This window comes from Nisaea sp. (assembly GCF_034670185.1).
Lineage (GTDB): Bacteria > Pseudomonadota > Alphaproteobacteria > Thalassobaculales > Thalassobaculaceae > Nisaea.
The window spans coordinates 781,503-799,821 of the sequence record NZ_JAXMNY010000002.1; the positions used below are offsets into that span (position 1 = coordinate 781,503).

Genomic DNA, 18,319 nt, shown 5'->3' on the forward strand with positions numbered 1-18,319 from the left:
CATGCAGGCCGCATTTGGCGAACCTGTCGCGATTAATAGCGCTGGAATTCGAAGATCGGATCGACCGAGCCGTTCCACTCACCGTGATAGAGATCGAGCAGATGATCCGCCGAGGTCTTGCCTGATTCGGCGACATCCTGCAGCCAGTTCAGGAAGCCGCTCTCATCATTACCCGCCGCATCGATTCGAGCCCGGCGCTTCAGGCCGTGCCGGGAAATCTCGATCATCCGCTTGGCGAGATCCTGAACGGTGCCGTTCCGGAACGGGGCCTGCAGGGCATGCTTCGGCACCGCGTCCCGCAATGCCGACATTTCCTCCACGGTCCAGTCGGCAATCATGTCGGCCGCCGCCTGCTGGGAATCGCTGTCATAGAGGATACCGGTCCAGAGCGCAGGCAACGCGCAGATGTTGCGCCAGGGGCCGGTATCGGCACCGCGCATCTCGATATATTTCTTCAGCCGGACTTCCGGGAAACTGGTCGTCATGTGATCGGTCCAGTCACCCATGAAGGCGGTCTGTCCTTCATAGCCTTCAAGCCTGCCCGCCATGAAATCGCGGAAACTCTTGCCCGCAACGTCCTGATAATCGCCATCCCGGTAGAGGAAATACATCGGCACATCGAGCATATAGTCGACATAGCGCTCGAACCCGAAACCGTCGTCGAAGACGAAAGGCAGCATGCCGCAGCGAGCCGGGTCCGTGTCGGTCCAGACATGGGAGCGATAGCTCTTGAAGCCGTTCGGCTTGCCCTCCGTGAAGGGCGAATTGGCGAACAGGGCCGTGGCGATCGGTTGCAGGGCGACACTGATGCGGAACTTCTGCACCATGTCCGCTTCGCTCTCGAAATCGTAGTTTCCCTGCACGGTGCAGGTCCGCTTCATCATGTCGAGGCCGAGGGTACCGACCTTCTGCATGTGGGCACTCATGACCACATAGCGGCCTTTGGGCATGAACTCGATATCTGCACGCGTCGATGTCGGATCAAACCCCGCACCCAGCATGCCGACGCCGAGTTCAGCATTGACCTCCTTGATCTGCGCCAGATGCGTGTGCACCTCGTCGCAAGTCTGATGCAGGGTCTCCAGCGGCGCGCCGGACAGCTCGAACTGCCCGCCCGGCTCCAGCGTGATGGCGCAGCCCCCATGGGTCAGGGCAACGACGTTCTCGCCCTCATAGATGGGATCCCAGCCAAACTTGTCGACCAGCCCATTCAAAATGGCGCCGATGCCGTCCTTGCCGAAATAAGGCAAGCGCTTGTGATCACTGAGGCGGAACGGAAACTTCTCGTGCTCCGTGCCGATGCGCCAGCCGGCGCGCGGCGTGCAGCCGGATTCGAGATCCTCGACGAGCTGCGCCTTGCTGGCGATGGGCTCGCCTTGGGAGCCTGGGGGACGGGACATGTTTCCTCCGGTGGGATCAGTCGAATCAGTGTGCCGATGGGCACAAATTCAGGTTTAAAGATCGAGTCCCTCGGGACGTTTCAGGGTCCAATCCCCCGCCACCGCCTGCCAACAGGCCAGCGCTGCGAGCGCCGCCGTGTCGGAACGCAGCAACCGCGGTCCTAGACTTACCGATGTAACAAAGGAACTTTGGCGGAGCCGGTCAAGTTCATGATCGGCAAAACCCCCTTCTGGTCCTATCAGCAATCCACAGGGGGTTCCCCCCTTGAAAGGCGGGTTCGAGAACACGGTGGCGACAGGCGTTCCGGCCCCGGTCTCATCGCAAACGATCAGCGGCCGTGCCTCCGGCCATGCTTCCAGCAGCGCGTCGAAGCGCACCGGCTCGCGGATTTCCGGGACACTCAGCCGGGCTGTCTGCTCGGCCGCCTCCGTCGCGTTGGCCAGCAGCCGGTCGGTATTCACCCGCTCGACCTGCGTATGTTTGGTAATAACCGGCCAGAGCACGGAAGCGCCAAGCTCGGTCGCTTTCTGGGCGGTAAAATCAATGCGAGCCCGTTTGATCGGCGCGAAAACCAGCCAGATATCCGGCTCGTCGCGCTGCGGGCGGCGCTGTTCGATGAGAGACAGAGAGGTCGCGTTCTTGCCAATACTGTCGATTCGCGCAGTCCACTCGCCGTCGCGGCCGTTGAACAGGGCAACATGCGCGCCGGGCGCCAGGCGCAGGACGTTCTTCAGATAATGCGTCTGACTGGTTTCAAGTCCGACCGAACCATCCACGGTAAGGTCGGCAGTCACAAACAGACGGGTCTCGATCTTCTCACTCATCCGGCCTCGCGTTCTGGGCGGCAATTTGCTGCCGCCGTCCGGTCCTTGCTCCGGAGTGCCGCCCGGTTTATGCAGAAGCCACCATGACCGCAAGCGATATTGCACGCAATGACTGGGTGGACCGGCTTCTGCCCCCGAGCGCACAGCCTTATGCGAGACTGATGCGGCTGGATCGGCCAATCGGCACCTGGTTGTTATTGTTGCCTTGCTGGTGGGGTCTTGCCCTCGGCTGGCAGGCAACGGAGCAGGCTCTGCCGCCGCTCGATCTGCTCTGGCTTTATATACTGTTCAGTGTCGGCGCTGTGATCATGCGGGGGGCCGGCTGCACCATCAACGATCTCTGGGATCGCGATTTCGACAGTCAGGTCGCGCGCACCGTGGAGCGGCCGATAGCAAACGGCGATCTTTCCGTCCGCCAGGCTCTCGTCTTCCTTGCCGCGCAACTCTGCGCCGGGCTGCTGATCCTGCTGCAACTGAACCAGACCTGCTGGGTGCTCGGCGTCCTGGTGCTCGTGCTCGTGGTCACCTACCCGCTGTTCAAGCGCATCACCTACTGGCCGCAATTCGTGCTCGGCCTGACCTTCAACTGGGGTGCGCTGATGGGGTGGGCCGCGGTCACCGGCGATGTCGATATCGCCAACAGCGTGCTTTATTGCGCAGGCATCATCTGGACCCTCGGATACGATACGATCTACGCCCATCAGGACAAGGAAGACGACGTCCTGATCGGCGTGAAATCATCCGCCCTTGCGCTCGGCGCGCGAACCGTGCCTTTTCTCTGGGCTGTCTATCCGCTGACACTGGCCGGGATCGCGGCAAGCGGCTGGCTGATCGGGCTTGGCTGGCCGTTCTATCTGGGACTTGCCGCCGCCGGTGCGCAGCTGCTCTGGCAGATACGCACCATCGATATCGACGACCCAAAGGACTGCCTCGTGAAATTCAAATCGAACAGATACTTCGGCTGGATCGTTACCGCGGCAATACTGGCCGGATGACCGCCGGGGGCACGAAGCTCATCACAACGGATTTCATCCTCCGCAACACCGAAGCCATCTCGCCTCCCCTGATCCCCGAACTAACACTGCATCTGGCCACAGAAGCGACAACGCTCTGGCAAGCCACCGAGACGGAGCTGGAGCAGAACGGCCTGCCGCCGCCCTACTGGGCCTTCCCCTGGGCTGGAGGACAGGCCGTCGCGCGCTACGTCATCGACAACGCTCCGCTCGTCGCCGGCAAGCGCGTCCTCGATGTCGGCGCAGGCTCCGGCATGGTCGGGCTGGCCGCACTTTGGGCGTCGGCCGCAACCGTCATTGCCAACGACACCGATCCCGTCGCCGCGACGGCAATCGCCCTGAATGCGGAAACAAACGGGCTGCAGGCAGGGCTGACCATCGCAATCCGGGACATGCTGGATGAGCCGGTTATGGCCGAGGATGGCGGGCCGCTCTACGACACCGTGCTTGCCGGGGACATCTGCTACGAGCGGAGCATGTCCGACCGCATGCAGGCCTGGCTGCAACGTCACGCGGATGCGGGTGCTTTGGTACTGGTCGGCGATCCAGGGCGAACATATCAGCCGATCGGCGGTATCGCGCTCTGCGCGCACTATGACGTACCGGTATCCCTTGAGATCGAGGATTCGGAGCTGCGGAGAACCGCCGTCTGGCGGCTGACCGGTTCGGCCAAGGCTGCCGCGGGGTCTACCCCAGAATCACCCTGAAACGCGGATCGTCGAACGGAACTGTTTTTTCAGAGAGCCGCTCCGTCAGATGCGCCCGGCGCGGCCGGTTCTCCTCGCCCAACAGAGACAAGACCCATGCGGCCTCCTCCGGGTGATCGCCGAACATGCCATGCAGAAGCGCTAGTTTTGCCGCCTGGGGCAGACTCTTAAACTGCCGTCCCTTCGCCTCGATCTCGGCCAACGCGACCGGCGCGCCATCCAGCGCGAGCGCGCCGCATTTTGTTATATAGCAACCCGCCCGCATCGCCGGCCGACCGTCACCGAGATTGATCGCGTCCGGATCGAATGTTCCATAGACATAACTGGCGCCGACATTCTCGGTCTCGTGCATCCGCTCCAGCTGCGCCTCGGTCAGCCAAGTGACCGCCACCCGAACCTCGGTCCCGGGACTACCGTGGAGCGTGGCGGGCACGGAGCCGTATCCGGCAAGATGGGCGCAATAGACCACGTCATAACCATGCATCCAGGCCCAGGTGACCGGGATTGTGCTCTCGCCCATGTCGCCGAACTTTCTCGCCAATTGTTCCGGCGCCCGGTTCGAGCCGACGGCGATGACCGGCTGCCGGTTCCCGAGATCCGGATCCGCCGGAAGCGCTTCAACTCGGCCGTCCGCGAACAGATAATCGTGGCTCGGCGCCGGATAGGGATAACCGTAAGCGCGCCGCAGACTGTGCTCAGGTGAACGCTCAATCGTCATTGCTGAAATACTACCTCCCGGTACTCGTGCATACAAATAGACGACATCCGATTTGATTTATTTAATTGAAGCTCAACCAGCATTGACACCTCACAAAGACAGAAAACACCGGCGAACTGTTTACCTAATAATCCTTTTAGGATTTTTTAGTATCACCATATCGTATTCATCAACTTTATGGCGCATTAATTTTATGGCAAATCTAATCCCACTTTTCTCTTGTTCTTTTTCGACAATTATTGATCCTGTTTAGGCATTTATTAATTTTCAAACGCGCATCTTGCGCATGGGAAGTTATAGGAGAGGACACTACCCATGCAATTACTCAAGAATAGCGCTGTAACCGCGCTTTTTATCGCTGGTTTTTTGGTTGCCCCTGCACATGCCGAAACGCCGGGCGTCTCCGGTGACAAGATTGTCTTCGGCCAGTCCGCAGCCTTCGAAGGCCCTGCGGGCGCCCTCGGGACCGGTATGAATCAGGGACTGATGGCTGCATTCACCGCTGCCAACAAGGCCGGCGGCGTCAACGGCCGGATGCTCGAGATCGTCAAGTACGACGACGGTTACGAGCCGGACCGCGCGATCGAGAACACAAAGAAGCTTATCGATCAGGACAAAGTATTTTCAATCATTGGCGCTGTAGGCACACCGACCTCCAAAGCGACGCAACCGATCGCGACGGCCGCCAAGGTTCCGTTCGTTGGTCCCTTCACCGGCGCAGGCTTCCTGCGCGATCCGGCGAACTCGAACGTCATCAACGTCCGGGCAACCTACGATCAGGAAACCGAAACCTGGATCAAGCATCTGACGGAAGATCTCGGCATTACCAAGATTGCCATCCTCTATCAGGATGACGGTTTCGGTCGCGTCGGTCTTTCCGGGGTGAACAAGGCGCTCGAGAAACGCGGCATGAAGCTGGTCGCCGAAGGCAACTATCAGCGCAACACGACCGCGGTCAAAACGGCACTCCTCTCGATCCGTAAAGCGGAACCGGAAGCTGTCGTCATGGTCGGCGCCTACAAGCCGCTCGCCGAGTTCATCAAGCTTTCCAAGAAGCTGAAACTGGACCCGGTATTCGTCACCATTTCTTTCGTGGGTTCGAACGCGCTCGCCGGCGAGCTTGGCGATCAGGGCACCGGCGTGGTGATCAGCCAGGTCGTTCCGTTTCCGTGGGACAAGAGCATTCCGCTCGTCGCGAACTACACCGACGACCTGAAGGCCTATGACAGCGCCCTTGAGCCGGGTTTTGTCTCGCTCGAAGGCTACATGGTCGGACGTCTGACGATCATGGCGCTTGAGAAAGCCGGCAAGGACCTGACCCGGGAGAACTTTTTGGACGCTGTCTACAGTACCGGAAAATTCGATCTCGGCGGCGCGACGCTTGAATACGGCGCCGGCGACAACCAGGGCATGGGCGACGTTTTTCTGAGCGTGATCCAGGCCGACGGCAGCTTCAAGTCCGTCGAAAAACTAACAAAATAATAAACACCTGGTGGCCGGCGGCACTGTGTGCCGCCGGCTTTCGGGACGGGGAAGAAACGGACCGGAAGAGATGAGCATGGCGAGCATGGAACAGCCTAAGGACTACACCGACAACGAGGAGACGGCTCCGCGACCCAAGAAACGTTTAGGCCTGGGCGTCGGCGGAAAACTCTATCTCTCAATCGGCAGCATGTTCGTCATCACTGTCGTCGCCGCATTGGTTTCTATCTGGGCCTTCGGGGAACTGAAGCGTGCCATGGAAGGCTTTGCCGGAGAGGCTATTCCGGCCATCAAAACCTCGCTCCATATGTCAGCGGAAAGCGCCGGGATCTCTGCGAAAGCCCCCGAGATCGTAACCGCGCAAAGTGACGAGGAACGGGTCGCGACGGAATCCGAAATCGAAACCCTCATCAAGAAACTTGAAGACCAAGTCCGCAGTCTCGAAGCGCTCGACGAGACAAAGAAGACGCAAAAACTCGACATGATCACCTCCTTCCACGGCGGCATCGTCGCCCTCGGCGATAAGATGCGCGAGAAGGAAGCCATTGAAGACCGCATCAGCCAGAAGGTTACTGAGATGCTATCGGCTCATCAGGATTTTCTGAAAGATCTGTCTCCGCTGGTTGACGATGCGAACTTCAATCTCGTTATTACCAGCGAAGATACCGTCGACAGTTCCTCAAAGCTGATCAAGTCCCTCCTCGAAGGAGAGGTTAACTACCTCCAGGCGGGACTTCGGGTTGGCGCGAGCCTCAGGGAACTTCTTGCCCTGATGATCCGGACAGCGGCGAACACGGAGCTTGAGGCGATCACCCCTTTCGAAGAATCATTCCTAACCATTCGCAAAACTGTCCGAGAATATGAGACGCAGCTTCCCGAGACCGAAGCGGCGCAGAGCCTGAAGGACTTTACGGAAAGCCTTATTGCACTCGGCGAAGGCGAAGATTCGGCATTTGCGATCCGGTTCAAGGAACTGGACTACAATCAGTCTCTCACATTCCAGCAGACGCTCGATCTCAAGGCCAAGAGGGAAGCTCTCGACGCCAAGCTCACGGAGCTGGAAGGCTTGTTCAAGACCATGGTCGAGCCCGTCATCGACGATGCGACATTCAATCTGGCAGTTGGCGGGGAAGATCTGAATGCGAACATCCGCAAGACGATAACGGGTCTGGTCAACGGCGACGTGGCAAAGCTGCAGTCGATGCTGCAGCTCGCCGCAGAAGCCAATCTCCTGGCCGGTCTCTTGAACTCCGGCGCCACCGCTCCCGATATCTCGGCACTCAATGTCCTGTCCGGCCGATACAATTCCGCCAAAGGCGCAGTCGAGTCGGCAATCACTGTGTTCAAGGAGCGCGTCGATAATGACACGATCCCGCAGCTCGCAGCTCAGATCGTCTCTTACGGAGCTGGCGAGGAAAGTGTCTTTGCGCTGCGCCAGGCACAGCTTGAGATCGAAGCCGCCGCTCTAACCGCACTGGACGGGAACCGGACAGCCTCGGAAAACATGCAGAAAGAATTCGCTTTGTTGGTGTCAGATGCCGAAACGGCAGCTGCGGCGAGCGAATCCACAGCGCTCTCAACAATCGGCGATAGCCAGAACCTGCTGTTCGCAATGGTCGGCATCAGTGCCGTTGCCGGCCTTCTGATTGGCTGGCTCTTGGTGTCACGCCAGGTGGTACGCCGGATCTCCGGTCTGGCCGATACGATGGGGGTGATCGCGGACGGCGATCTGGACACGGATGTTGATACATCTGGCGGCGACGAGATCACCACCATGGCCCGGACGGTGGAGATCTTCCGCGACAATGGCCGCGAGGTCGAACGGCTGCGCGAGGAACAGCAGCGCACAGAGGCCCGCTCCGCCGAAGAGCGGCGCAAGGCCATGTTGAACCTGGCAGACAGTTTCGAGCAGTCGGTGAAGGCCATCGTCGATCAGGTCGGCCTGTCGGCCCAGGAGATGGAGAAGAGCTCCGAGGGTATGGTGAACTCTTCAGAGCAGGTGAAGATGGAATCCTCAGGCGTCCTGACCATCGCCGAAACCACCTCGAACAACGTCAACACCGTGGCCGCGGCGGCGGAAGAGCTGTCCGCCTCGGTGCAGGAGATCAGCACCAACATCTCCGAGACTTCGCGGGTGGCCCAGATGGCTGCCGACAAGGCGCAGGATACCGACAGGATCGTCACCAGCCTGGACGAGGAGTCGCAGAAGATCGGCGAGGTGGTGAAGCTGATCACCGACATCGCGGAGCAGACCAACCTCTTGGCCCTGAACGCCACCATCGAGGCCGCACGGGCGGGCGATGCGGGCAAGGGCTTTGCCGTTGTCGCATCGGAGGTGAAGAACCTGGCGACGCAGACGGCGAAGGCGACGGAGGAGATCTCCGCACAGATCAATGCGGTGCAGTTGAACACCAACCAGGCGGTGGACGCGATCCGGGAGATCGGCAATCTGATCGGGGATATGACCGAGAAGATGGTTGCGGTATCCAGCGCGGTGGAGGAACAGGGTGCGTCCACGGACGAGATTGCCCGCAGCACCTCCGAGGCGGCCCAAAGCACAGGCCAGGTCAGCGCCACGATGAACGGCATGATGACGGTCGCCGGAGAGGCAGGCACTGCCGCCGATCAGGTCCTCAGCGCCGCCAAGGGTGTTGCCGGACAGGCACAGTCTCTCGACCGCGAGGTCAAAACCTTCCTCGCAAAAGTCAGAAACGAATAATTAAACGCACCACGCACATTCCGGAAACAGGCGGGCCGATATGGCCCGCCTGTTTTCATTCCGGAATGACAGCAACAGTCTGCTGCAACCAAAAAACCCATAACTTTTAAGGCGTTAATAGATACGCCCACTGTTGCGCCGCAGCATTTTTTTGAAGTCCACATATTTTTTCTAAAATTTTACCTTAACCGTCAGAAATAAGTTGTTATTTTTCCTAGCTTTTTCGCACTTGAATTTATCGACGGCTTCACGTTGATATTAACCAAACTCTCTTCCATCCGGAAAAACGTTTCGTTTTCGTGATGAAAGGAAAAACCTGCGTTCGTTGCTCCAGAGACCGCCTCGAAGAACACGGTCGAGGCCTCCTTACAGAATCACTATTGTTTAGAGGTATTTTTAATCGTGGCTGATGTATTGCACTTGGATAACACCGCCGCCGTTCCCGATGATCAGGAAGACTCCGCGAAAAAGAAGCCGTGGAAGTTAGGGGTTGGCGGGAAGCTTTATTTCTCCTTACTCGCGATCACGATCATCACGCTGGTTGCGATCGGCATTTCCATCGCCGCCTTTGTCGAGCTTCAGCGCACACTCAATATGTTCACGGGCACCTCGATCCCCGCGATCAAGAACTCCATGGCCCTGGCAAATACCAGCGCCTCAATTGCCGCGACCGCGCCGGCGCTCGTCAGCGCGCCGACCCAGGAACAGCGCGACGCCATCCAGGAAAACATGCGCGTCGGTATCGAAGGGCTGCGCGCCCGTCTCGAAACCCTCACGAGTCTTCCGGAAGAGCAAAAGGACAAACTCGCCAGCCAGGTTTCCCAGATCGAAAGCACGCTGACAGACCTGCAATGGACGATCGGCCGACGCGAGGAATTGCGCGGCCAGATGGACGAGCTGACCAAGAAAATCCGCCAGACCCATGCCCTGTTCGTCGCCGAAGCCATCCCGGTGGTTCAGCAAGCGAATGCAACACTGGAATTCCGTGGCGATGAAACAATCAGCAACGCTGTCAGCTCTATTGAAAACCTGCTTGAAGAAGAAATCCTGCAGCTTGAATCGGGCCTGAAGGTTGCAGCCAATGGCCATGGCATGCTTGCCATCACCGCCCGAACCAGCGTCGCCGCCTCCGAGGAAGAGGTCGATCAGCTGAAAGAGACATTCGGTGCCCGGTCAAACGACGTCTACGATGCCGTGAACAGACTGAAAGACAGCGACAACGCCAACGCCCTTCGGGAAGTCGCCCTCAATCTCAGCCTTTATGGAATCGGCGAGAAGTCGGTCTTCGATCTGCGGAAAAAAGAGCTCATCAAGAACACCCTGTCCTATAATGAGCAGTTCGCGCTAAAGGCAAAAAGAGACGCGCTCCAGGCAGAAATCGCGGCGCTGAGCGATACCTTCAACGCGGCGATCGGACCCGTTACCCAGGAAGCGAGCTTCCAGCTTATTTCCGGCGGCGAGAAATTGATCGGCGATATTGAAGGCTCGATTTCGACCCTCGTGAACGACGATGCCGGCGTCATCCGGAACTCACTGGAGCTGGTGGCACAGGCGAACCTGGTTGCCGGTCTGCTGAATGCCGGAGCGGTCTCTCCCGATAGCGAAGCAATCAAGCAGACGAATTATCAGTTCATGGCGGCCTACGATGCCATGAATGCTGCGCTGGACGAATTTCGCGAGCGCGGGATCGACGCGGATGCCGCGGAGAAAGCGGAACAATTGGGCGCCTTCGGTAATGGCGCGGAATCTGTCTTCGAAATCCGCGTTGAGCTGCTCTCCACCGAGGCAGCCGCTGTCGATGCGCTGAATCACAGCCGCGAGCGCGTGGCCGAACTCGTCCATGAAGTTGAAAGCCTGGTGGCACAGGCCGAGCAAGAGGCCACCATCAGCGAGGAATCGGCAAAGTCCACGATCTTCCAGAGCCAGCAGCTTCTGCTCGCCGTCGGCGGCATCAGTGTCCTGCTCAGCCTACTGATCGGCTGGTTGCTTGTGTCCCGTCAGGTGGTGAGCCGTATCAACGGTCTTGCGTCGACGATGGGCGTGATCGCGGACGGCAATCTGGATACGGACGTGGACACGTCGGGCGGTGACGAGATCACCACGATGGCGCGGACGGTTGAGATCTTCCGCGACAATGGTCGCGAGGTGGAACGGCTGCGCGAGGAGCAGCAGCGCGCCGAAGCCCGCTCCGCAGAGGAGCGCCGTCAGGCCATGCTGAACCTGGCCGATACCTTCGAGCAGTCGGTCAAGGCCATCGTCGATCAGGTCGGCCTCTCGGCCCGGGAGATGGAGAAGAGCTCCGAAGGTATGGTGAACTCTTCCGAACAGGTGAAGATGGAATCCTCCGGCGTGCTGACGATTGCCGAGACCACCTCGAACAACGTCAATACCGTGGCTGCCGCTGCAGAGGAGCTGTCCGCCTCGGTGCAGGAGATCAGCACCAACATCTCCGAGACCTCGCGGGTGGCCCAGATGGCTGCCGACAAGGCGCAGGATACCGACAGGATCGTCACCAGCCTGGACGAGGAGTCGCAGAAGATCGGCGAGGTGGTGAAGCTGATCACCGACATCGCGGAGCAGACCAACCTCTTGGCCCTGAACGCCACCATCGAGGCCGCACGGGCCGGCGATGCGGGCAAGGGTTTTGCCGTTGTCGCATCTGAGGTGAAGAACCTTGCGACGCAGACGGCGAAGGCCACGGAGGAGATCTCCGCACAGATCAATGCGGTGCAGTTGAACACCAACCAGGCGGTGGACGCGATCCGGGAGATCGGTAATCTGATCGGCGACATGACCGAGAAGATGGTGGCAGTATCCAGCGCGGTGGAGGAACAGGGTGCGTCCACGGACGAGATCGCCCGCAGCACCTCCGAGGCGGCCCAAAGCACCGGTCAGGTCAGCGCCACGATGAACGGCATGATGACGGTCGCCGGAGAGGCAGGTACCGCTGCCGATCAGGTCCTCAGCGCCGCCAAGGGCGTAGCCGGACAGGCACAGTCTCTCGACCGCGAGGTCAAAACGTTCCTCGAAAAAGTCAGATCGGATAACTGACTACGATGACTGGCCCCATCCGCATTTCACCGCCGGAAGTCTGGTCCGATGAAGATTTCCCATTCTCTCAGGCAGTTGTAGAGCCGCACGGGAGAAGGGTGCATCTGACCGGACAGGTGGCATGGAATGCGGATGGCGAGATTGTCGGGCCGGGCGACCCGGAAGTTCAGACCGGTGTAGCGATCGACAATATCGAGATCCTTCTGGCGGCCCTTGGCGGCCATCTTTCGGACATTGTCTCGACCACGCTTTATTACGTTCGGGATGAAGATCTTCCGGCGATCCAGAATGTCCGTATGCGCCGCTTCTCGAAAGCGCACGGCCCCGCCGCAACCGGCGTCAAGGTCGCAGGCCTGGTGGACCCGGGCCTGCTGGTGGAGCTGACCGTCATAGCGGTCATTCCAGAGGAACGGTTTAAGACCCCTGCCTGAGCTTCCTGGCTATTCAGCCTCCGGAGTACCGATCCACTCCCGGGCCAGAATGGCGTAGATGAAATCTTCCGCCCAGACACCTTTGAAGAACTCGCTCTCGCGAAAATGGGCTTCCCGCTTCATCCCGAGCTTCTGCATCAGCCGCCAGGAGGCCGTGTTGCGAGCATCGCAATGCGCGCTGATCCGATGCATCCCGAAATGCCGAAAGCCGAGATCAAGCGCCGCCGCCGCTGCTTCCCGGGCATAGCCCCTGCCGTGATAGCGGGGGTCGAAGACATAGCCGATCTCGCCCTGCAAATGCTCGAGGCTGAGGATCTGTAATTTCAGGTTTCCGAGATAGGTACCGTCCGACCGCCGCTCGACAGCCAGCTTGAGCTCGTCGCCGTCCGCATCGAAACGGGGCGCGGTCATATGATGGGCAAGAGCGTCCGGCGCCTCTTCCCGGATCATTGGCTCGCCGTAGAGAAGCTTCACCACGTCGGGGTTGGAGCGAAGACGAAATATATTCTCCAGATCGTCTTCCCGGTAGGCACGGAGACAGAGCCGTTCCGTCAGAACCGGAAGCTCAACGGTCCGGTTTTTCAGAACACGCGGCTGCATCAATCCCTCTCAAGCGGCAGGGCGTCGACCTTACCCAGAAGATCCTCCGCAACATCAGCGGAACTCTCCAGAGTACCGAGCTCGATCTCCTCGATCCGCTCGCTACGCTTGATCACTTTGCCGGTCGAGATCCGGATATCGCGGATATCCTTCTCGGCCTGATGGAAGTGCGTTTCCAGCTTGCCGACCCGGTCGTCGAGCCGCCCGACATCGTTCAGCATAATCCTGACCTCGGCCTGGATGACATGCGCCTGCTCGCGCATACGCGCGTCCTTCAGGACGGCCCGGACCGTATTCAGCGTCGCCATCAGCGTCGTCGGCGAGACGATCCAGACCCGTTCCTTCCAGGATTGTTCGACCACCTGAGGCAGGTTGGCATGCAGCTCCGCATAGATCGCTTCCGACGGCAGGAACATCAGCGCCGATTCAGCGGTTTCGCCGGGCACGATGTAGCGCGACGAGATATCTTTTACGTGCTTCAGGATCGCCACAGCCATCTGCTTGCGTGCAGCCTCCCGCTCGGCATCGTTCGTCGCCCGGCTCAGTGCGTGATAGCTCTCCAGCGGGAACTTGGCGTCGATGGCGATGGAGCCCGGCGGGTTCGGAAGATCGATCAGGCAATCGACCCGGCGGTTATCGCCGATCTGCACCTGAAACCGGTAGGCGTTCGGCGGCAGGATCGATTTGACCAGATCGTTGAGCTGGATTTCCCCGAAAGCCCCGCGCGCCTGCTTGTTGGAGAGAATGTCCTGCAGGCCGACCACCTGGGTCGACAGCTCGGTGATGTTCTTCTGCGCCGTATCGATGACGGCCAGGCGCTGTTGCAGTTCGGACAGACTGGTCTGCGCCTTGGTGCTGGATTTCTCCAGGCTCTCGCCGACCTTCTTGGAGACATCGGCCAGACGCTCGTCGAGACGCTTGGTCACCTCGCGTTCCTGCACCTGCATCAGCTCGGCGATCCGGGCCTGGGCCGCCGCGTGATTCTCGGAAAGCTGCGTTACCCGGCCAGCGAGCTCAGCCTGAGCGGTCGCGGCACGTTCCGCCTGTTCCGCCTGCCTGCGGGCAGCCTCCTCCAGCGCCGCCGTGAGCAGCGGGTCTGTGCCGCGGCCCTTCAGCAACACGATCGCGGCCAGCAAAACCGCACCCGCAGCAACGACCGCGAGAATTAGCGTCAGTCCATCCATTTCGGCACCTTCGGTTCAACCGGTCATCAAAGTCGTCTCGGCGAATCACTATTCTACCACGTCCGGCCTAAGGAAACGGGGGTTCGAACTGGCGCCGCAACGCTTGACCTCCAGAGGCCGATCCCCTACCTGAAGGGCTGCTGGCAACAAATTCGACACATGTTTATGAGCACGCGCGACATCCTCTGGGCACCTGATCGGGTCCTGAAAACCAACTGCACTCCGGTGACGGAGATCGACGGCGACATCCGTCAGGTCCTCGCCGACATGCTGGAGACCATGTATGCCGCGCCCGGCATCGGGCTGGCGGCGCCGCAGGTCGGTCTGACCAAGCGGCTGCTCGTGGTCGATATCTCTGGCGACGGCGAGGAAAAACAGCCGCTCAAGGTGATCAATCCGGAAATCGTCTGGTCCTCCGAGGATCTGAACACCTATGAGGAAGGCTGCCTCTCCCTGCCTGGTCACTATGCCGAAGTCACCCGCCCGGCCCAGATCACGATGCAGTTCCTCGACGAGACCGGCGCGGAACAGCGGATGGATGCCGACGGCCTGCTGGCAACCTGTCTGCAGCACGAAATCGACCATCTGAACGGCGTGCTGTTCGTCGATCATATCTCCGCCCTGAAGCGGAACATGATCCTGAAAAAGATGATCAAGGCGAAGAAACAGCGCGAAGAAGACGAGGCGGCCTGAAGCCTGCCTCACCTGCCTCAGAACGGATAGATCATGACCGGGTCCGCCCCGCTTCCCGCCGCCGGTACAAACCTCCGGCTTGCCTTCATGGGCACGCCCGACTTCTCCGTGCCCGTTCTGGAAGCGCTGATTGCCGCAGGGCATGAGATCGCCGCGGTCTACAGCCAGCCGCCCCGCCCCGCCGGACGCGGCAAGAAAGAGCGGAAATCTGCTGTGCATGAAGCGGCCGAAGCACACGGCATCCCCGTCTTCACGCCGCTCTCCCTCAAGCATGAGGATGAGCACCGGGCTTTCAGGGACCTCAAGCTCGACGCCGCCGTGGTGGTCGCCTATGGCCTGATCCTGCCGAAGGAAATCCTCGACGCGCCGCGCCTCGGCTGCGTCAACGTCCATGCCTCCCTGCTGCCCCGCTGGCGTGGTGCTGCGCCGATCCAGCGGGCGATCCTCGCCGGCGACACGGAAACCGGCGTCACTATCATGAAGATGGACGAAGGCCTCGATACCGGCGCCATGCTGCTGGCGGAACGCGTGGAGATCACAGCGGAGACCACCGGCGAGACCCTGCATGACGCGCTTTCGGCCCTCGGGGCCAAGCTGATCGTCCCGGCCCTGGCAGGACTGGCGGAAGGCTATCTGGAGGCGACACCGCAACCGGATGAAGGCGTGACCTACGCCGAGAAGCTCACCCGGGAGACCGGCCATCTCGATTTCACGCAAGACGCCGCCACACTGGAGCGCACCATCCGCGCCCTCGCGCCATGGCCCGGCGCCTGGTTCGAGCTTGACGGCGCCCGCTTCAAGGTCTTTGCGGCCGACGTGCTGGAACTTGGGGCACTGGGTAACGATCCCGGCACGGTGCTGGATGAGGAACTTACCGTTTCCTGCGCCAAGGACGCCCTGCGCATCACTCGCCTGCAGCGGCCCGGCAAGGCGCCGATGGATGCCGCCGACCTGCTGCGCGGCTATGACGGGCTGACGCCCGGCACCAGGTTAGGCTGAGCCCATGCCCCGCTTCAGGATCACAATCGAATATGACGGCGGCGGTCTTTCCGGCTGGCAGCGTCAGGCCAACGGGGCGTCGATCCAGCAGGCGCTGGAAGAGGCCGTCAAAGCCTTCTCCGGAGAAGATGCCGAAGTGGTCGGCGCGGGCCGCACCGATGCGGGCGTGCATGCCCTGGCACAGGTCGCCCATTTCGATCTGGAATCAGATCGGTTCGATGCCGGGACGGTGATGAAGGCGGTAAACTTCCATCTGAAACCGGCGCCCATCGTCATCCGCCACGCGATGGAAGCGGAGCCGGATTTTCATTCCCGCTTTTCCGCCATCAAGCGATCCTATCTTTACCGGATACTGAACCGGCCGGCACCGGCCGCACTCGATCGCGGCCGGGTCTGGCACGTCCCGCAGGAGCTGGATGCCGCCGCCATGCATGAGGCGGCGCAGGCGCTCATCGGCAAGCACGACTTCACCACCTTCCGGGCAAAACATTGTCAGGCGCAGTCACCGGAAAAGACCATGGATGCGTTGACCGTCAGCCGAGTCGGCGAGGAGATCCATGTGAACGCTCACGCCCGCTCCTTCCTGCACCACCAGATCCGCAACATCACCGGCACCCTGCGGCTGGTCGGAGAGGGAAAATGGACGCGGCGGAGCGTGGAAAAGGCACTGGCCGCGAAAGACCGGGCCGCGGGCGGACCGACGGCACCGCCGGACGGGCTCTATCTGGTTTCAGTCGGGTACTGATAGCTCAGATACTGGCCACGACGATTTCCAGCAGCAGATACGTAAGCAACGAGAACAGCTCGTCCGCCAGGACGAAGCCAAAGGCCATCAGCGCTGAAACACCAAGCAGCGTGCGCGCCCAACGAAACATCAGGAACAGCAGGCCAACCCAGGCAAACACACTCAGGTTTCCGGCAAAATCCGCAACCGGGCCCTCTCCGGCGCCGATCACCGTAAGCGCGCAGAAGAGATAACCGAACGGCAGCGTCACCCAGTTGTAAGGCACCAGAAGATCGAGAATGCGATCAAGCACACCGATCTTCTCGGCGATGATGCAGGCAGCCAAAGGGAACACCAGCCAGTAGATCGCGTAGCGCAGGGCGTAGCTGACCCAGTCAAGCACGCCACCGTCGAGCCACGCCGCCGAGCCATGCACCACGTCGGACAGCACGAAGGCTGGCAGGACCAGCACAGCCGCGAAGAAAGACCGAAAGAAACCGGTCTCGCTACGGTCGAACAGATCAATGGCGCCAGGCCGTCCAAGCGCCAGACACCAGCAGCCATAGACCGCGCGGAAGATTTCGGCAGGGCCCGGTACGGCCATCGGGGTCAGGCCCGCGCCGCGTCGAAGAATTTTTCCAACGCACTCTCGTATATCGCCGTCAGCGCCTCGATATCCGCGACCATCACATGCTCGTCTGTCTTGTGCATGGTCTGGCCGACAATGCCGAACTCAACCACCGGGCAGAACTTGCGGATGAAGCGTGCGTCGGACGTACCGCCGGAAGTGCTCAGCTCCGGCTCCTTACCGGTCACGTCCTTCACGGCCGCGGCGACTGCATCGCTGAGCGGGCCGGGTTCGGTGACGAACGCGTTCGAGGTGCATTCAATCCGCAGATCGTATCGTCCGCCGACAGCGTCGAACATGGCGCGGAATTTCGCCTCAAGGCTTTCCGCTGTGTGCAGATCGTTGAAACGGACATTGAAGGTCGCACTGGTCTTGGCCGGGATCACGTTGTTAGCTGGATTGCCGGTATCGACCGTGGCAATGGCCACCGTGGTCGGCTGGAAATGCTCCGTGCCCTCGTCCAGAACGCCTTCCGTCAACGGCTCCAGCATCTTCACCAGACGATGGATCGGATTATCCGCCAGATGCGGATAGGCGGTGTGGCCTTGCGTCCCGTGCACCGTCAAATACCCGGTGAAGCTGCCGCGCCGGCCGATCTTCATCATCTGGCCGAGAAATTCCGGATTGGTCGGCTCGCCGACGATGCAGGCATCGATGATCTCGCTCTCATCCGCCATCCAGTCCAGCACCTTCACAGTGCCGTTGATCGCCGGACCCTCTTCGTCGCCGGTGATCAGGAAGGAGATCGAACCGCCAAAATCGGCGCCGTGCTTGCCGACATACCGAGCCGCCGCCGCCGCGAAGCAGGCGACGCCGGATTTCATGTCGGAGCTGCCACGGCCATAAAGACGGCCTTCCCGAATCTCGCCGGAGAAAGGCGGGGCAATCCAGTCATCAGCATTGCCCGGCGGCACCACATCGGTGTGCCCGGCAAAACAGATATTCGGCGCACCGGTACCGATCCGGGCATAGAGGTTTTCAACGTCCGGCGTGCCGTCCGCCGAGAAAGAAAGCCGACGGCAGGTAAAACCGTACGCCGTCAGTTCCTTCTCAAGCAGGGAGAGAGCACCGCCTTCAACCGGCGTCACGCTCTCGCAGCGGACAAGATCCTGGGTCAGCCGGACCGGGTCGATCTGGTGTCCCAC

At 60.5% G+C, this 18,319-nt stretch carries 16 protein-coding genes; 9 read left to right on the forward strand and 7 right to left on the reverse strand.

Annotation, left to right across the window (positions count from 1 at the left end):
* Nucleotides 1-32: 32 nt before the first annotated feature.
* Together VOI22_RS13305 and VOI22_RS13310 are read right to left on the reverse strand one after the other, a co-directional pair.
* Entirely contained in the window at nt 33-1,400 is a 1,368-nt protein-coding gene (locus tag VOI22_RS13305) for a glutamate--cysteine ligase (protein ID WP_323796945.1), read from the reverse strand.
* 54 nt (nt 1,401-1,454) lie between these two features.
* Entirely contained in the window at nt 1,455-2,225 is a 771-nt protein-coding gene (locus VOI22_RS13310) for a 16S rRNA (uracil(1498)-N(3))-methyltransferase (protein ID WP_323796946.1), read from the reverse strand.
* Nucleotides 2,226-2,308: 83 nt separating this feature from the next.
* Between VOI22_RS13310 and ubiA the strand changes: the two genes are divergently transcribed.
* Together ubiA and VOI22_RS13320 are read left to right on the forward strand one after the other, a co-directional pair.
* Complete coding sequence (gene ubiA / locus VOI22_RS13315; RefSeq protein ID WP_323796947.1) at nt 2,309-3,220, forward strand: 4-hydroxybenzoate octaprenyltransferase; 912 nt, start codon at nt 2,309-2,311, stop codon at nt 3,218-3,220.
* Nucleotides 3,217-3,945: a class I SAM-dependent methyltransferase gene (locus VOI22_RS13320; RefSeq protein ID WP_323796948.1), complete on the forward strand. Its 729-nt coding sequence runs from the start codon at nt 3,217-3,219 to the stop codon at nt 3,943-3,945. Before ubiA ends, VOI22_RS13320 begins: the two co-directional genes overlap by 4 nt.
* Here VOI22_RS13320 and VOI22_RS13325 read toward each other — a convergent pair.
* Entirely contained in the window at nt 3,926-4,663 is a 738-nt protein-coding gene (locus VOI22_RS13325) for a hypothetical protein (RefSeq protein WP_323796949.1), read from the reverse strand. The genes VOI22_RS13320 and VOI22_RS13325 overlap by 20 nt on opposite strands.
* Before the next feature lie 315 nt (nt 4,664-4,978).
* Between VOI22_RS13325 and VOI22_RS13330 the strand changes: the two genes are divergently transcribed.
* The 4 genes from VOI22_RS13330 (at nt 4,979) to VOI22_RS13345 (ending at nt 12,346) form a co-directional block, all read left to right on the forward strand.
* Nucleotides 4,979-6,145, forward strand: a complete 1,167-nt coding sequence (locus VOI22_RS13330; RefSeq protein WP_323796950.1) for an ABC transporter substrate-binding protein — start codon at nt 4,979-4,981, stop codon at nt 6,143-6,145.
* Nucleotides 6,146-6,221: 76 nt separating this feature from the next.
* Entirely contained in the window at nt 6,222-8,864 is a 2,643-nt protein-coding gene (locus tag VOI22_RS13335) for a methyl-accepting chemotaxis protein (RefSeq protein WP_323796951.1), read from the forward strand.
* 402 nt (nt 8,865-9,266) lie between these two features.
* A complete protein-coding gene (locus tag VOI22_RS13340; RefSeq protein WP_323796952.1) occupies nt 9,267-11,915 on the forward strand; it encodes a methyl-accepting chemotaxis protein in 2,649 nt (882 codons plus the stop codon).
* Nucleotides 11,916-11,920: 5 nt separating this feature from the next.
* Nucleotides 11,921-12,346, forward strand: coding sequence for a RidA family protein (locus tag VOI22_RS13345; RefSeq protein ID WP_323796953.1), 426 nt, complete (start codon nt 11,921-11,923; stop codon nt 12,344-12,346).
* Nucleotides 12,347-12,355: 9 nt separating this feature from the next.
* Here VOI22_RS13345 and VOI22_RS13350 read toward each other — a convergent pair whose 3' ends face one another.
* Nucleotides 12,356-12,946 carry a GNAT family protein gene (locus VOI22_RS13350; protein ID WP_323796954.1) on the reverse strand — a complete coding sequence of 197 codons (591 nt, stop codon included), beginning with the start codon at nt 12,944-12,946 and terminating at the stop codon, nt 12,356-12,358.
* Complete coding sequence (locus VOI22_RS13355; protein ID WP_323796955.1) at nt 12,946-14,130, reverse strand: DNA recombination protein RmuC; 1,185 nt, start codon at nt 14,128-14,130, stop codon at nt 12,946-12,948. The genes VOI22_RS13350 and VOI22_RS13355 overlap by 1 nt, the downstream gene beginning before the upstream one ends.
* 165 nt (nt 14,131-14,295) lie before the next feature.
* On the opposite strand from VOI22_RS13355, the gene def reads away from it, so the two are divergent.
* From def to truA, 3 genes are read left to right on the forward strand one after another with little or no spacing between them, the layout of a single operon-like run.
* Nucleotides 14,296-14,823 (forward strand): peptide deformylase, encoded by a 528-nt coding sequence (gene def / locus VOI22_RS13360; protein ID WP_323796956.1) that lies wholly within the window; start codon nt 14,296-14,298, stop codon nt 14,821-14,823.
* 33 nt (nt 14,824-14,856) lie between these two features.
* A complete protein-coding gene (gene fmt, locus VOI22_RS13365) occupies nt 14,857-15,822 on the forward strand; it encodes a methionyl-tRNA formyltransferase (RefSeq protein ID WP_323796957.1) in 966 nt (321 codons plus the stop codon).
* Between the two features lie 4 nt (nt 15,823-15,826).
* Entirely contained in the window at nt 15,827-16,567 is a 741-nt protein-coding gene (gene truA / locus VOI22_RS13370; protein WP_323796958.1) for a tRNA pseudouridine(38-40) synthase TruA, read from the forward strand.
* Between the two features lie 4 nt (nt 16,568-16,571).
* Here truA and VOI22_RS13375 read toward each other — a convergent pair whose 3' ends face one another.
* Nucleotides 16,572-17,150 (reverse strand): hypothetical protein, encoded by a 579-nt coding sequence (locus VOI22_RS13375; RefSeq protein WP_323796959.1) that lies wholly within the window; start codon nt 17,148-17,150, stop codon nt 16,572-16,574.
* 5 nt (nt 17,151-17,155) lie between these two features.
* Nucleotides 17,156-18,319 carry a succinyl-diaminopimelate desuccinylase gene (gene dapE, locus VOI22_RS13380; RefSeq protein ID WP_323796960.1) on the reverse strand — a complete coding sequence of 388 codons (1,164 nt, stop codon included), beginning with the start codon at nt 18,317-18,319 and terminating at the stop codon, nt 17,156-17,158.

What these genes read in the sequence shown, in the direction of transcription:
- VOI22_RS13375 (WP_323796959.1), bottom strand. Translation starts at nt 17,150, where the DNA reads ATGGCCGTACCGGGCCCTGCCGAAATCTTCCGCGCGGTCTATGGCTGC.
- VOI22_RS13345 (WP_323796953.1), top strand. Translation starts at nt 11,921, where the DNA reads ATGACTGGCCCCATCCGCATTTCACCGCCGGAAGTCTGGTCCGATGAA.
- VOI22_RS13310 (WP_323796946.1), bottom strand. Translation starts at nt 2,225, where the DNA reads ATGAGTGAGAAGATCGAGACCCGTCTGTTTGTGACTGCCGACCTTACC.
- truA (WP_323796958.1), top strand. Translation starts at nt 15,827, where the DNA reads ATGCCCCGCTTCAGGATCACAATCGAATATGACGGCGGCGGTCTTTCC.
- VOI22_RS13330 (WP_323796950.1), top strand. Translation starts at nt 4,979, where the DNA reads ATGCAATTACTCAAGAATAGCGCTGTAACCGCGCTTTTTATCGCTGGT.
- VOI22_RS13305 (WP_323796945.1), bottom strand. Translation starts at nt 1,400, where the DNA reads ATGTCCCGTCCCCCAGGCTCCCAAGGCGAGCCCATCGCCAGCAAGGCG.
- def (WP_323796956.1), top strand. Translation starts at nt 14,296, where the DNA reads ATGAGCACGCGCGACATCCTCTGGGCACCTGATCGGGTCCTGAAAACC.
- VOI22_RS13325 (WP_323796949.1), bottom strand. Translation starts at nt 4,663, where the DNA reads ATGACGATTGAGCGTTCACCTGAGCACAGTCTGCGGCGCGCTTACGGT.
- VOI22_RS13320 (WP_323796948.1), top strand. Translation starts at nt 3,217, where the DNA reads ATGACCGCCGGGGGCACGAAGCTCATCACAACGGATTTCATCCTCCGC.
- fmt (WP_323796957.1), top strand. Translation starts at nt 14,857, where the DNA reads ATGACCGGGTCCGCCCCGCTTCCCGCCGCCGGTACAAACCTCCGGCTT.
- VOI22_RS13335 (WP_323796951.1), top strand. Translation starts at nt 6,222, where the DNA reads ATGGCGAGCATGGAACAGCCTAAGGACTACACCGACAACGAGGAGACG.
- VOI22_RS13355 (WP_323796955.1), bottom strand. Translation starts at nt 14,130, where the DNA reads ATGGATGGACTGACGCTAATTCTCGCGGTCGTTGCTGCGGGTGCGGTT.
- VOI22_RS13350 (WP_323796954.1), bottom strand. Translation starts at nt 12,946, where the DNA reads ATGCAGCCGCGTGTTCTGAAAAACCGGACCGTTGAGCTTCCGGTTCTG.
- ubiA (WP_323796947.1), top strand. Translation starts at nt 2,309, where the DNA reads ATGACCGCAAGCGATATTGCACGCAATGACTGGGTGGACCGGCTTCTG.